General features: G+C 56.6%; 11 protein-coding genes. 4 read left to right on the top strand and 7 right to left on the bottom strand.

Features of this window, described 5'->3' with window-relative positions; all coding sequences use genetic code 11:
• Window positions 1-65: 65 nt before the first annotated feature.
• Both metK and GRX76_RS04545 read right to left on the bottom strand, forming a co-directional pair.
• The gene (gene metK / locus GRX76_RS04540) at window positions 66-1,286 is read right to left on the bottom strand and encodes a methionine adenosyltransferase (RefSeq protein ID WP_160152219.1); all 1,221 of its coding nucleotides are present in this window, start codon (window positions 1,284-1,286) and stop codon (window positions 66-68) included.
• Between the two features lie 84 nt (window positions 1,287-1,370).
• Window positions 1,371-2,336, bottom strand: a complete 966-nt coding sequence (locus GRX76_RS04545; protein WP_160152220.1) for a metalloregulator ArsR/SmtB family transcription factor — start codon at window positions 2,334-2,336, stop codon at window positions 1,371-1,373.
• A gap of 314 nt (window positions 2,337-2,650) precedes the next feature.
• On the opposite strand from GRX76_RS04545, the gene tkt reads away from it, so the two are divergent.
• The 3 genes from tkt (at window position 2,651) to GRX76_RS04560 (ending at window position 6,359) form a co-directional block, all read left to right on the top strand.
• Window positions 2,651-4,651, top strand: coding sequence for a transketolase (tkt, locus tag GRX76_RS04550; RefSeq protein ID WP_160152221.1), 2,001 nt, complete (start codon window positions 2,651-2,653; stop codon window positions 4,649-4,651).
• A 207-nt stretch (window positions 4,652-4,858) separates the two neighbouring features.
• Window positions 4,859-5,881 carry a type I glyceraldehyde-3-phosphate dehydrogenase gene (gene gap / locus GRX76_RS04555; RefSeq protein ID WP_160152222.1) on the top strand — a complete coding sequence of 341 codons (1,023 nt, stop codon included), beginning with the start codon at window positions 4,859-4,861 and terminating at the stop codon, window positions 5,879-5,881.
• A gap of 1 nt (window position 5,882) precedes the next feature.
• A complete protein-coding gene (locus GRX76_RS04560; RefSeq protein ID WP_160152223.1) occupies window positions 5,883-6,359 on the top strand; it encodes a tRNA-uridine aminocarboxypropyltransferase in 477 nt (158 codons plus the stop codon).
• A gap of 40 nt (window positions 6,360-6,399) precedes the next feature.
• Here GRX76_RS04560 and GRX76_RS04565 read toward each other — a convergent pair whose 3' ends face one another.
• Both GRX76_RS04565 and GRX76_RS04570 read right to left on the bottom strand, forming a co-directional pair.
• Window positions 6,400-7,389, bottom strand: coding sequence for a hypothetical protein (locus GRX76_RS04565; protein ID WP_160152224.1), 990 nt, complete (start codon window positions 7,387-7,389; stop codon window positions 6,400-6,402).
• A 149-nt stretch (window positions 7,390-7,538) separates the two neighbouring features.
• Entirely contained in the window at window positions 7,539-8,837 is a 1,299-nt protein-coding gene (locus GRX76_RS04570) for a hypothetical protein (protein ID WP_160152225.1), read from the bottom strand.
• A gap of 253 nt (window positions 8,838-9,090) precedes the next feature.
• Here GRX76_RS04570 and GRX76_RS04575 point away from each other — a divergent pair, with 253 nt between their 5' ends.
• Window positions 9,091-9,630 carry a peroxiredoxin gene (locus GRX76_RS04575; protein WP_160152226.1) on the top strand — a complete coding sequence of 180 codons (540 nt, stop codon included), beginning with the start codon at window positions 9,091-9,093 and terminating at the stop codon, window positions 9,628-9,630.
• Window positions 9,631-9,785: 155 nt separating this feature from the next.
• On the opposite strand, the gene GRX76_RS04580 is transcribed toward GRX76_RS04575, so the two are convergent.
• The 3 genes from GRX76_RS04580 to GRX76_RS04590 all read right to left on the bottom strand — a co-directional run bounded on the left by GRX76_RS04580 (window position 9,786) and on the right by GRX76_RS04590 (window position 12,797).
• Window positions 9,786-10,628, bottom strand: coding sequence for a hypothetical protein (locus tag GRX76_RS04580; protein WP_160152227.1), 843 nt, complete (start codon window positions 10,626-10,628; stop codon window positions 9,786-9,788).
• A 7-nt stretch (window positions 10,629-10,635) separates the two neighbouring features.
• Complete coding sequence (locus GRX76_RS04585) at window positions 10,636-11,772, bottom strand: hypothetical protein (RefSeq protein ID WP_160152228.1); 1,137 nt, start codon at window positions 11,770-11,772, stop codon at window positions 10,636-10,638.
• Window positions 11,773-11,993: 221 nt separating this feature from the next.
• Window positions 11,994-12,797: a DUF2884 family protein gene (locus tag GRX76_RS04590; RefSeq protein ID WP_160152229.1), complete on the bottom strand. Its 804-nt coding sequence runs from the start codon at window positions 12,795-12,797 to the stop codon at window positions 11,994-11,996.
• Between the last annotated feature and the right edge of the window lie 139 nt (window positions 12,798-12,936).

Consider the following 12,936-nt stretch of genomic DNA (forward strand, 5'->3'; position numbering starts at 1 on the left):
TTTTCTGAATGTTCGCGTTGGTTGTGCCAAGCGTATTGGGCGGGCTTGTGGCCCGCCTGTTTCAATTAAATGCCTGCCTGCGCGCGCAGGGTTTCCGCCTTGTCGGTTTTTTCCCAGGGGAAGGCGGTGAAGGTTTCGGTCTGTTCTTTGCCGTTGCTGTCGACCCACTTGTAGGTGTGCTCGAATGGCTCGCGACCGAAGTGGCCGTAGGCAGCAGTGAGCTGGTACATGGGGTGCAGCAGGTCCAGCGCCTTGGAGATGGCGTAGGGGCGCAGGTCAAAGTTTTCGCGTACCAGTTCGATCAGGCGTTCGTCGCTCACCTTGCCGGTGCCAAACGTATTGATGGAAACCGAGGTGGGTTCGGCCACGCCGATGGCGTAGGACACCTGGATTTCACAGCGGCTGGCGAGGCCAGCGGCCACAATGTTTTTTGCCACGTAGCGGCCGGCGTAAGCAGCGGAGCGGTCCACCTTGGACGGGTCCTTGCCGGAGAAAGCACCACCGCCGTGGCGGGCGGAACCGCCGTAGGTATCGACGATGATTTTACGGCCGGTCAGACCGCAGTCGCCCACAGGGCCGCCGATCACGAATTTGCCGGTCGGGTTGATGTGGTATTTGGTGTCCTGGTGCAGCAGTTCCGCCGGCAGCACGTGGTGCACGATCAGTTCCATCACCGCGTCACGCAGATCTTCCTGGCTGACTTCCGGGCTGTGCTGGGTGGACAGAACCACGGCATCGATCGCGCAGGGCTTGCCATTTTCGTCGTAGCGGAAAGTGACCTGGCTCTTGGCATCCGGGCGCAGCCACGGCAGCTGGCCGGACTTGCGCGCTTCCGCCTGCCGCTCTACCAGGCGATGGGCGTAGTAAACCGGGGCGGGCATGAAGGTCGGGGTTTCGTCGGTGGCGTAGCCGAACATCAGGCCCTGGTCGCCGGCACCCTGGTCTTCCGGTTTTACCCGGTCAACGCCCTGGGCGATGTCCACAGACTGTTTGCCGATGACATTGATCACACCGCAGGTTTCGCCGTCGTAGCCGACGTCGGAGGAGGTGTAGCCGATATCGGTGATCACCTTGCGCACCAGGTCTTCGAGGTCGACCCAGGCGGAGGTGCTGATTTCACCGGCGATGACCGCGATGCCGGTTTTTACCAGGGTCTCACAGGCAACACGGGCGTTTTTGTCGCGTGCCAGCAGGGCGTCCAGAACCGCATCGGAAATCTGGTCGGCAATTTTGTCCGGATGGCCTTCGGAAACGGATTCCGAAGTAAAGATGCTGTATTCACTCATTGTGATTTCTCCATTTGCGCCGAAGCGCTCCTTTTTCCGCTGCTGGCGGAGTGCAAAACTTAATAGGGATCAAGTCCTGAATAATCAGGGCTTAACAAACTCCTGAATCTGAATCTGAAATCCATTGCGCAATGCGCTGTGCTCACTGCGGCCTTTCTGCAGGCCTGCATCTGCAGCCCACTCAACCAGCTGTTGAGGTGCAAATCCCAGCCAGAGGTCGCCGCAGGCATCCCGCGCCCAATCCTGGGTGTGGTCGTGCAGCTCGGTAATCAACAGCTGGCCGCCCACTTTCAGTGAGCGCTGTAAGTCGTGAAAAATCTGCGCCGGCTCCGGTGTGTGGTGCAGCACCATATTCACCACAATGCAGTCCGCACTTTCCGGACGGGCCGCTGCCGCGCGGGTGTCATCGCACACGAACTCGATATTCTGCAGACCTTTATCGTCGGCAAATGCCTGTGCCCGTTCCAGCATCGTCTTCGACAGGTCCAGGGCGGTCACGGTGCCAAAACGGCTCGCCAGTTCCTCCAGAAACTCCCCTTCACCGGGGCCAACCTCCAGCGCGTGACGCCCGGGTTTCAGCAGCTGTGCTACCTGGGGACCGTAGACGCTATAACTAGCGATCAACTCCTGCTGCTCGCGGAAGCGATTGCCGTAGTCCGCAAAGAAACGCCGCGACGCCTCGGTGCGCTCGGCGGCGATCTGCGCCACGGTCTCGGCGCGAGCATCGGCAAGGGGCAGCTGGTCCAGGCCGGCGAACAACTGCTGTAGCAGCTCGTTGCCCACGGACCGGCGGTAAAACAGGTTGTTGCCCTCGCGGCGCTTGCTCACCAGCTCCGCCTGGGCCAGCACCTTGAGGTGGTGGGACAGGGCCGGCTGGCGCAGGTCGAAGATGCGGCACAGCTCCAGCACGCTGTAGGAGTCCTGGGCCAGCAGGCGCAATATCTCCAGGCGCAGCGGGTCGCCAGCGGCCTTGAGGGTCGCTGCCAGTTGCGGAATTTGGTCGCTGTCGTGATTTTCACGGTCAGCAGTGGTATTGCGGGAGTCAAGCATGGCGGGGAGTCTAGCAGTGCATGCTGCCTATATCAAAATTTTTTGATTAAGGTGTATCGAAATAGTTTGATGCAGATGTAACTAATCCACACAGGATCGATAAGATTGTGCTTTGTTAGGAAAATGTTGCTGCCTCAAGCGGAGAATTGAACCGACAGGCTTTGCGCCGGGCGGGGGATTACGGGAAAATACGCCCCCCGATTTGTCGCCGGTTCAGATCGAGCCGGGCAATTGGCGACAGCGGCAAACTGGCCACCAGAGTCGGGTCCGCAGCGCATCTGATGAACCGAAGATCCCCAAACCGAGAATTCCCTATGTCTTCTACTCCGTCTCGCACAGAAAAGGCCAACGCCATTCGCGCCCTGTCTATGGACGCGGTCCAGAAAGCCAAGAGCGGCCACCCCGGCGCGCCCATGGGCATGGCAGATATCGCCGAAGTGCTGTGGAACGACTACCTGAAACACAATCCGGCCAACCCCGAGTGGGCGGACCGCGACCGCTTCGTGCTGTCCAATGGCCACGGTTCCATGCTGCTGTATTCCCTGCTGCACCTCACAGGCTATGACCTGTCTATCCACGAGCTGCAGAACTTCCGCCAGTTGCACTCCAAAACCCCGGGCCACCCGGAGTACGGCTATGCGCCGGGCGTTGAAACCACCACCGGTCCCCTGGGCCAGGGTATCACCAACGCGGTGGGCTTTGCGCTGGCAGAAAAAGTACTGGCGGCCCAGTTCAATCGCGAAGGTTACGAGCTGGTGGATCACCACACCTACTGCTTCCTCGGTGACGGCTGCCTGATGGAAGGCATCTCCCACGAAGCCTGCTCCCTGGCCGGCACCCTGGGCCTGGGCAAACTGATTGCGTTCTACGATGACAACGGCATTTCCATCGACGGTGAAGTGGAAGGCTGGTTCACCGACGACACGCCCAAGCGTTTCGAATCCTACGGCTGGCACGTGATTGCCAACGTCGACGGCCACGATCCGGCCGCGATCAAGGCCGCGATTGAAGAAGCCCGCGCAGAAACCAGCAAGCCCACCATCATCTGCTGCAAAACCGTGATCGGCTTCGGCTCCCCTAACAAGCAGGGCCGCGAAGAGTGTCACGGCGCGCCGCTGGGCGACGAAGAAATCGCCCTGGTACGCGAAACCCTGGGCTGGAAGCACGAGCCTTTCGTGATCCCCGAAGACCTGTACCAGGCCTGGGACGGTCGCGCCAAAGGCGCCGAGCAGGAAGACGAGTGGAAAGACATCTTCGCCGACTATCAGGAAGCCCACCCGGAACTGGCGGCCGAATTCGAACGCCGCATGAGCGGTGAATTGCCGGCAGACTTCCTTGCCAAGGCCGACGAGTACATCAAACAGTGCCAGGCCGACGGCGAGAAAATTGCCTCCCGCAAAGCCAGCCAGAACGCCCTCAACGCTTTCGGCCCACTGCTACCGGAATTCCTCGGCGGCTCCGCCGACCTGGCCGGCTCCAACCTCACCATCTGGTCCGGCTCCAAAGGCGTTTCCGCGGAAGACGCCTCCGGTAACTACCTCTACTACGGCGTGCGCGAATTCGGCATGAGCGCCATCATGAACGGCATCGCCCTGCACGGCGGCTTCGTCCCCTACGGCGCCACCTTCCTGATGTTCATGGAATACGCCCGCAACGCCGTGCGCATGGCCGCGCTGATGAAGCAGAAAGTCATCTTCGTCTACACCCACGACTCCATCGGTCTCGGCGAAGACGGCCCCACCCACCAGCCGGTAGAACAGCTCACCGCCCTGCGTTCCACCCCGAACCTGCACACCTGGCGCCCCTGCGACGCCACCGAATCCGCAGTGAGCTGGAAAATGGCCGTATCCCGCAGCGAAGGCCCCAGCGCCCTCATCTTCAGCCGCCAGGGCCTCGCCCCGCAGGCGCGCACCGATGAGCAGCTGGCAGCGATCGAAAAGGGCGGCTACATCCTGCGCGATTGCGACGGCGAACCCGAAGCCATCATCATCGCCACCGGCTCCGAAGTAGAGCTCGCCACCGCCGCCGCCGAACAACTGTCCGGCCGCAAAGTGCGCGTCGTCTCCATGCCCTGTGCCGAAGCCTTCTCCGCGCAGAGCGCCGACTACCGCGAGTCTGTACTGCCTGCTTCCGTGCGCGCCCGCGTTGCAGTAGAAGCCTGTCACAAAGACTACTGGCACAAGTTTGTCGGCTTCGACGGCGCCATCATCGGTATGGACACCTTCGGTGAATCTGCACCGGCAGGTGATCTGATGAAGCACTTTGGCATCACTGCCGAGAAAGTTGTGGAAGCGGTTGAAGGACTGCTGAAGTAACAACGGGCCACAAGTCGAAGCACTGTGGTTTGAATAGAAGGGCAGGTGCTGGGGACGGGTTTTCAGGATCGTCGGCAACAGGGATGTTGCCGACGAAGCGTACAGGGATGTATTCACAGCGGTCCTGAAAACCCGTCCCCAGGGCCTGCCCGCCACCGCACTGGAACAGAGCAAACCCGAAGGCGGTGGAGTTAGCCCGAGGAATGCATGTCCAACCACCCAATAAGACTCGCCATCAATGGCTACGGCCGCATAGGTCGCTCTGTATTAAGAGCCCTGTACGAATCCAACCTGCGCGACCAACTGCAGATCGTCTCCATTAACGAACTGGCCGACTGCACCACCATCGCCCATCTCACCAAATACGACACCGTCCACGGCCGCTTCCACGGCGACGTCGCCGTGCACAACGAAACCCTGCATATCAACGGTGACCAGATCGCCGTCACCCATCACCGGGACCTCGAAAATCTCGACTGGCGCAACCCCCAGGTCGACATAGTCCTCGAATGCACCGGCAGCTTCACCGAACGCCAGCGCGCCGAACTGCACTTAAAAGCAGGGGCAAAAAAAGTCATCTTCTCCCAGCCCGCCACCAGCGACGTCGACGCCACCATCGTCTACGGCGTCAACGACACCGCGCTTACCGGCCAAGAGACCATCATCTCCGCCGCCTCTTGCACCACCAACTGCAGCATCCCCGTCATCGCCGCCCTGGAAAGCGCCTTCGGCATCGAAGCCGGCGTCATCACCACCATCCACTCCGCGATGAACGACCAGCCGGTAAACGACGCCTACCACCACACCGACCTGCGCAAAACCCGCTCCGCCATCTCCTCTATCATTCCGGTGGACACCGGCCTCGCCCGCGGTATCGAGCGCATACTCCCCGACATGGCCGGCAAATTCGAAGCCCAGGCCATGCGCGTGCCCACGGTAAACGTCTCCGCCATCGACCTCTCGGTGCAGCTGAAAAAATCCGTTACCCAGGCCGAAGTCAATTCCGTACTGAAAACCGCAGCGGAAAGCCGCTTCTCCGGCGTGCTCGGCTACAGCGAAGAGCCCCTGACCTCCTGTGACTACAACCACGACCCCCGCTCCGGCATCGTCGATGCCAGTCAGACGCGGGTCGCCGGCGGAAGGCTGGTCAAGGTCCTGATCTGGTTCGATAACGAATGGGGCTTTGCCAACCGCATGCTGGATGTCACCCGCGCCCTGCAATCCCACTAGCGTGCAAATCATTCTCCTCACTCACGAGCGCGAGCTGGAGCGCCCCACGAATACCGGGAAGCTGGCGCTGGAAGGAGATACAGGGGCCGCAATCCGGCGGCTAGTGTGGCAGCGCACAGCGCCTGATCCCGGGTTGCTGGAGACGCTGCAGCAGCCGGGCTGTGGCCTGGTCTATCCCCAGAGTGAAATGTCCGGGGAAGCAGCGTCTGCGTTGAGCCTGGAGGAGTGTGAAACCTTTGTCCTGCTGGATGGCACCTGGCAGGAAGCGCGCAAAATGTTCAATCGCAGCCCTTACCTGAAGCCACTGCCGAGCGTTGAGCTGGCGGCAGAGCGGCCATCGCAATTTACCCTGCGGCGCAATCAGCGCGATGGTGGGCTGTGTACGGTGGAGTGCATTATCGAAATACTGCGGGCAAAGGGACGGGCGGATATGGCGGGCGGGCTGGAAGCGCGCTTCCTCGCATTTCTTGGCCGCTAGGCGGGCACTTACCTAAGGCCATACCCGCCGATCTCAGCGGTTACCGCATTTCTACCTGCTGGTTATAAATATCGGATACAAGGCGCAGCGCTACCAGAGTGTTCGTCATCGCCAGGTTTGATTGTGTAATGGCAAACTCTTCGTAATCCTTCGCCTGTATTTCGAAAAGACAGGGATGACCCTTCTTGCAAGGGCTATCTCTTTCACCGAGGGTTTCTGTATTGGCACTAATCCGCGGTTTGCCAAAACGGTTCCCGAGTACCGATTCCGTGTATTCACGAAATTCACCGTTTTTTGATTTCAACCAGAAATCTGTCCAGGGTCTGACTGCCTTTTTACCGTTGATGTGCGCGCTATAGGTTTGCTGTATTTGTGAGAGGGTACTGCTGGCGGTGTCTTCAATCAGCCGATCCAGATCATCCACATCAACAGCAGGGTGATTGCCCTGGTACAGTTCCAGGTACCTGGCTTCAACAGCATTGCACAGCTCCAGAGTAAGTGCAGGCTCGATCGGCAGCGGGTAAATATCGAACTGATCCTTTTTGCTGCCTCCGTGAAAATGGGGCGCTATATGCGATGGATTCGCCATATCCTGAATGTAGTGGGAAAAGTCACCCAGACCATCAGAAAGCATCTCGGGATTCCTCGCATGGATTGCCCGTTTAATCTTTTCTTTTGCGTTCTTCAGGTACAGGCTCGGGGTCGGGTTTGCGAGCCCAAGCTTTTGACGTTTTAGCCTGGTGTCCGGATTGTAAAAATGCCAGTTGAGCAGGCGGCTTGGTCGCAGATACGTGTCTTCTCCCACAGAACCCCGGGCCACGATAATGGGGTCTGCCCACCAGGTGCGTTGTTTGGGATCGCAGCGGTACTGAAAATACTGCACCGATTCACGCGAGAGGTTTTTGTGATTTGCTTCTGAAAACCCGAGTGCAGTGCCCGGGCCGAGGAGCGCAAGAAGGAGAAGCGCGAGAATACCAGGCCAGGCTGGCAGAACTGGTGCACCTAGACGTAGGGCGATGGGTGTTTTCACGGCGGTTCCCCCTCTGTTGTTGTTTTTAGCGGAGGGGGAGTTATACAGAACTATTTCGCCACTGCGAACAGCTAACCGGGATAATTGGCTAGAAAATAGTGCGCTAGGTGCAGTATTTTCCAGCCCGTACTGGCGCCGCCACTATGTGATCAGCGGGTACCACAGGAGCCAATGCGCGATTTGTACGGCTGGTACTCCAGTAAAAAATTATTGAACGTCTCGCGGAAAGCCGAGCAGGAAGCGGTGCTGTCATCGGAAGTGCCGCAGCAGCGAATCGCCTCGCGCAGGGCCTGCTCCGACACCGTGTCGAACGCCTCGGAGTGTCCGGCGCCGTACATGATGCTGTCATCCCAGGTCTTTACCGGGCGCCAGGAGTTGTTGCCATAGGCCCCGCCGTAAAAGCAGCCTGTCCCCTCGAGGCAATCCTGCCCAATATCCTCCGTGCCCCACACCGGTGTGCACTGGGAGCCAAAGTAGTCGTCCGTCGTGTCTTCCGACCAGGCGCAACAGGCATAGCTGTCGCCATCCGCAGTCTTGCATTCCCCGGCATCGGTGCGGTTGAAGCTGGTACAGCTGGCGCGATCGGTGAAAGTGGCACAGCTGGCATTGGCGGACTGCGTATACTCCGATGCGGGCTTGTAGTTATTGCACCACTTGCTGCAGCCAGGGCCGTCGAGATTGGCCCACTGCCGGGACATTTCGCTGGGCCAGCCCGCTACCGCCGAACCATCCGTATTAATGCCGCCATCGTAGAGGTCTGCCAGGCCAAAATTGTGCGCGACCTCGTGGACAACAATATTGCGTAACTGCTGCAGGGCGTAGCTGCTATCGGGCCAGCTTCGATCGCTTCCCAGGTAGATGATCTCGCCGCCGGAAGCGCCGTAACCCATATCGGCAATGACGACCTTGATAATGCCCTGCATATCATCCACTTCGCACTGCTCGGCGATGGCTTGATGAATTTTGCTGTTGTCGCAGGAAAAGGCAGCCTCGTCTTGACCCTTTTCACAGCCGAGGTTCGCCTGCCCCTCGGTCTCCAGTGTGTAGAATCCGAAGTGCGAAAAGTAGTCAACGAAAGGTGCCAGTGCCCCGAACTGGTTTTCAATGGCATCACTGACGATCTCGTCGAAGTAGGGGGCCGAATCCAGGTTGATGAATAGCAATTTGAATTCCGCGGCACTGCTACCGCCCACCAGGGGACAATTCTGGATGCTGGCATAGTCGCCCGGCGATAACGAGGGTGACCCCGTGCCAGTATTACTGTCAGAGGGCGGGGGTTCATAGGATGGGGGTGGTGCCTGCCCCGGATCGGCATTTCCGCTGCTGGTGCTGCTGCGGTCTTCGTCGCCACCACCGCCGCCACCGCAGCCACTCATCAGGAGGACGACACAGATCAAAACGAGCGGGAGAAAGGCCCGCAACAGGGATGTAGGAATACTCTGGGACATGGGATTGGATTGCGGTTGCGTAAATATGGACTCTTGGTCATAGTCCGTTCGTTATTGGAATTTCTTACCACAATCCGTTGTGTATTTAATGTACAGCTACTGGCTTCCGGTGCAAAAGTGGGAGATTTTACGGCTGATATTTGATCAGCTCCAGCGCGAAGAGTGACTGATCTGTCAGCGGTATCCGGTCGTATACCTTGGCTGTGCGTGGGGCGAAATAGAATTGGAAAACGGTTAGTTTTGGAGAGATGAAATGAGAAATTTATTCCGGAAACACGTCATCAAGTGGGCGGTAGCCGCATTCAGTTTGATAGCGCTGCCTGTGCTGGCAATCGAGGCGGGCGACGATGCCCCCGATTTCGCGCTGCAGGCATCTGACGGAAAGACCTACCGACTGGCTGATTTCAAAGATAAGCAGGCAATCGTTATCGCCTGGTACCCCAGGGCGTTTACCAAAGGTTGTACCATCGAATGCAAATCCCTGGCCGAGAAGGGGCACCTGATCCGCGAGTACGATGTCACTTACTTTATGGCCAGCACCGATGAAGTGGATGAAAACACCAAATTTGCCGCAGAGCAGAAGGCGGACTTCCCGCTGTTGAGTGACCCCAGTGGCGAAGTGGCCGAAGCCTATGGGGTGAAAATGCCCGTGTTGAACATGGCCAAGCGGGTTACCTTTTATATCGGCAAAGACGGCAAAATCCTGAAAGTAGATAGTGACATCAAGCCAGCGACCAGTGCGGAAGACATGGCGCGTACCCTTGGTGAACTGGGTGTTGCTAAAAAGTCGTGAGCTGACACTTGTCCTGGGCCTTTAGAAGGCTGCAGGCTAAACGTAAAAGGGGCTGCAGTTGCGGCCCCTTTTTTTATTGGCGTTGCTATTTTTACTAGCGTTGCAATTTTATTGGTGATGTTGTCGCTATCGGTGCTCCATGATGAGCAGATCAATTACCAGCCACTGGTATCGGGATCGTCGTCACCCCAGCAATTTGCCGTTTCTGTATTGGCTGTGTGTTCCTGCTCCAGCAGGTGCCGCTCAAGCATCTCACCCTTCAACTCGATACCCGGCGTCCTGGTCTGCTGCGACGCTTCATCAATGATGGATAGCTTGTCCATGAAATCCCAGAAGCTGACAAATACCTTGTTCAGGGTGTCTTCGGGTGGTTCGGTACCTTGGGGCCAGTATCCCTGAGGACGGAAGGATAGATGCAGCATATGGTTCTTGGTTATTGGTGTGTAAAAGCTGAATTCCCTGTCTACGGAATAGCTGCCATGATCTGCCTGAAGCCAATTTCGCTGCTTAATATCGTGAAGAACTAGTTCTTTTTTGGATTTCGGGTAAAGAAAGTGTTCGGACGCTTCATCAGGGTCTGCCGCTACCTGGAAGCACGCTTCCGTAAACTGACTTAAATCCTTAAGGTTTGAAATACTTGGAAAGGCGTCAGGAGCCGGCCAGAGAACCCGTATTCTCAGGGAGCAGCTTCCAACGACATCTACTCCTTGATCAGAAGGTGAGTAGTGGCGCCACCAGATATCCGAAATATTCAGGTAGCTGATTTTAGGGCGATTGTTATTGAATGGCCTGGCGACGTTAATGAATAAATTGGGTTCATAGATACCATGATCATAGATGTCAGCCTGAAATCCAACGGCCTGGTCTTGAAATCGACTGTTTGCTTTTATCTGGCCGGAGAATATTAGCTGGACGCCCGATAGGTCGAAACAGCTAATCGAGCTATCTTCAAAAGCAATATAACTGAACTCTTCATTTATAGGGGGGGAGGGGAGCATGGACGCACTACCAGTTTAGATTGGCTGTAATTTTATTGAGCAACGACATGAAATTCAGGTTTGTGAAATTCATGATCTTGGACGGGTCGCTTGCAATTCCCTCTTGAAGACTCTTTGCTCTGACCAAAATATCGGAACACGGTCTTAGCTGGCTTTCCAGGCTGCTCCAGCTTTTGTCGTGAGCCTGCAAGCCGGCAATGGATGCCTCGATATTGGTCGCTTGATGATACTTGGATCCGTACCCATTCAGGCTCAGGGTTTTGCTGAACGTTGCTCTTAGCTTTTCAATGTCCGTGAGCATTAGCCCTATATTTGATCTTGGGTTTACAAAACTAAATTCATGATGAGAAAGCGACGTAACCCCTCTATCTTTTACAATTTTCAATGCACTATCAAGCAGCTTGGCGCCATGCTCAAAAACATACCATAGGTGCTTCTGGTCGGTGTCGGTCCAGTACTGTTTCTGGGTCTCTATTAAAATTTCTGCCAGATCTTCTGGGCCAGCTTTCCCCGGTTTGACCTTTTGTTCAGGCAATCTCCATGTGCCAAGATCATCGATGATATCAGTTGGGCAGAAGTAGAGTGAAAACTCGGAACCAAGGTCACTTCCTTTGATATTTTTTGCGAGGAAATCTGCCATGTTTTCCGCTGTGTTAGTGAGATCATATTTTTGTGACTCGGGATCATAATCTGCGCCAACGGTGGCAACCGTGTGTTGTATTTTTTTGTCTGTAGTCTCAAAGGGGGCCCAGGACCCGGATCGATACTGAATGTTGTGTAGACCGGGAAGGTGTTTTTCTCCAACATTCAGGGCCTGCTGGATATGGGTTATATAAACCCCATCCCCAAAACTATCCGGCGCTCCTGCCTGAAGCACGGAATAGGTAACGATCACACCCCCGCAATCCAAGCGGTGCTGGCTGGCATTGCTCTGGTTGGATTGGCTGCTAAGCCCGGCGGCTGAATTCTTCAGGCCGATCATGTTGGCAAGGCTCTGCTTTCCCCGGAAGGCGTCTTCGCGTACAAACTCCAGAAAGGGGGCCAAAAGGTCGGGGTTGATAAATACCCTGCGACCGTCTTTCCCTACGGTCTGATCACTAAAAAATAAGTATTGGTCAAAGCGCCGGGATACTGCCTGCTGCATCATTCTTCCTTGATGGTGGTGGGATAAAATCGCGCGTAATTCTATCCTCGCTACCGCAGCGGATGAATGCCGTTAGCGCTGTAATTTTGTGTAATTTGGAAAATTGTTTTGTACGGGTGTGCCGCTTAGGGGCGAGCGAATCATCAGGCACAAAAAAGGCCGCAAGGCGGCCGAACTTTTGGGGGGTCAAACATGGTAACCGCTTATGGAACGGTCGGGGGTTAATCCTTGTGCGGATTCATCGAAATGAGATCCAGTTTCTGCAGTTGTGGGATCGCTTTGTGCAGGGTTGTTTCTGTTGCATCGATTTCTTCCAGCAATGCGCAGAGGGCATCTGCATGGGATTCCAGTGTTTCAGCCTTTTTCTCGATGGCTTCTTCCGCCGCTTCTGCTGCGGCTTCGGCATCGCGTTCGATGCTGCGCCCACCGGTAAATACTGCTTTCATCGCGTGCCAGGCAATGGTGCCGGCTGATCTTTTGGCGAGCGCTTCTAATCGCGGTTCCAGTTCGCGCTCAAAGGTTTCTTCCAGCCCGGCATCGATTTCAGGGCCGCCCAGGGTGTAGACGTCACCATTCTGGTGAACCTGTGCCAGGAGTTTCTCTTTCAGCTGCTCCGAGTCACTAATGAATTCCAGTGTGTCCGGGTTATCCGGCCCTGCCAGGGCTGACATTGCAATGCCGACCCCATCCAGGGCGATATTCATGGCCTCTGCAGAAATCAGGGTGATTTCCCGTCCCGACTGGTGCAGCCCCTGCTGGTACTTTGCCATCAGTTGCTGTTGCTCCGGGCTGAGAATCAGGCCGTCGTCGCCTACCGCCAGCTGATCCGGGGCCCGGTAGGCAAACAGTAGCTGGTCCAGGTCGTCTGCATCGCGGGCCTCGATAAAGTCCGGGCCAACGGTGATGCGGTGATTGATGTTCGCATTGCACTGTTCACCGGTATCACTGCTGAGGTTGATCTGGTGTGCCATTGTGGCTGCCGGTGCGGCTATCAGGGCGGCGGCGAGTATGCAAGTCTTCTTCATTAACTTAACCCAATATGCTTGGTGGATGTCTTATAGGGGTAGGACGACACAAGGTTTATGGTTGGATGCACCCTGGATGAAATTTTTAGTGACTTTTAGTCCTGACAGAGAGCCCTAAAAGAGTCCCCTAAAAGAGGGC

The sequence above is a fragment of the Microbulbifer sp. ALW1 genome (genome assembly GCF_009903625.1).
GTDB lineage: Bacteria > Pseudomonadota > Gammaproteobacteria > Pseudomonadales > Cellvibrionaceae > Microbulbifer.

Excerpts from the sequence above, each read along its gene's own strand:
- GRX76_RS04585 (WP_160152228.1), bottom strand. The coding sequence starts at position 11,772 with ATGCAGCAGGCAGTATCCCGGCGCTTTGACCAATACTTATTTTTTAGT.
- GRX76_RS04545 (WP_160152220.1), bottom strand. The coding sequence starts at position 2,336 with ATGCTTGACTCCCGCAATACCACTGCTGACCGTGAAAATCACGACAGC.
- metK (WP_160152219.1), bottom strand. The coding sequence starts at position 1,286 with ATGAGTGAATACAGCATCTTTACTTCGGAATCCGTTTCCGAAGGCCAT.
- GRX76_RS04590 (WP_160152229.1), bottom strand. The coding sequence starts at position 12,797 with ATGAAGAAGACTTGCATACTCGCCGCCGCCCTGATAGCCGCACCGGCA.
- GRX76_RS04580 (WP_160152227.1), bottom strand. The coding sequence starts at position 10,628 with ATGCTCCCCTCCCCCCCTATAAATGAAGAGTTCAGTTATATTGCTTTT.
- tkt (WP_160152221.1), top strand. The coding sequence starts at position 2,651 with ATGTCTTCTACTCCGTCTCGCACAGAAAAGGCCAACGCCATTCGCGCC.
- gap (WP_160152222.1), top strand. The coding sequence starts at position 4,859 with ATGTCCAACCACCCAATAAGACTCGCCATCAATGGCTACGGCCGCATA.
- GRX76_RS04575 (WP_160152226.1), top strand. The coding sequence starts at position 9,091 with ATGAGAAATTTATTCCGGAAACACGTCATCAAGTGGGCGGTAGCCGCA.
- GRX76_RS04570 (WP_160152225.1), bottom strand. The coding sequence starts at position 8,837 with ATGTCCCAGAGTATTCCTACATCCCTGTTGCGGGCCTTTCTCCCGCTC.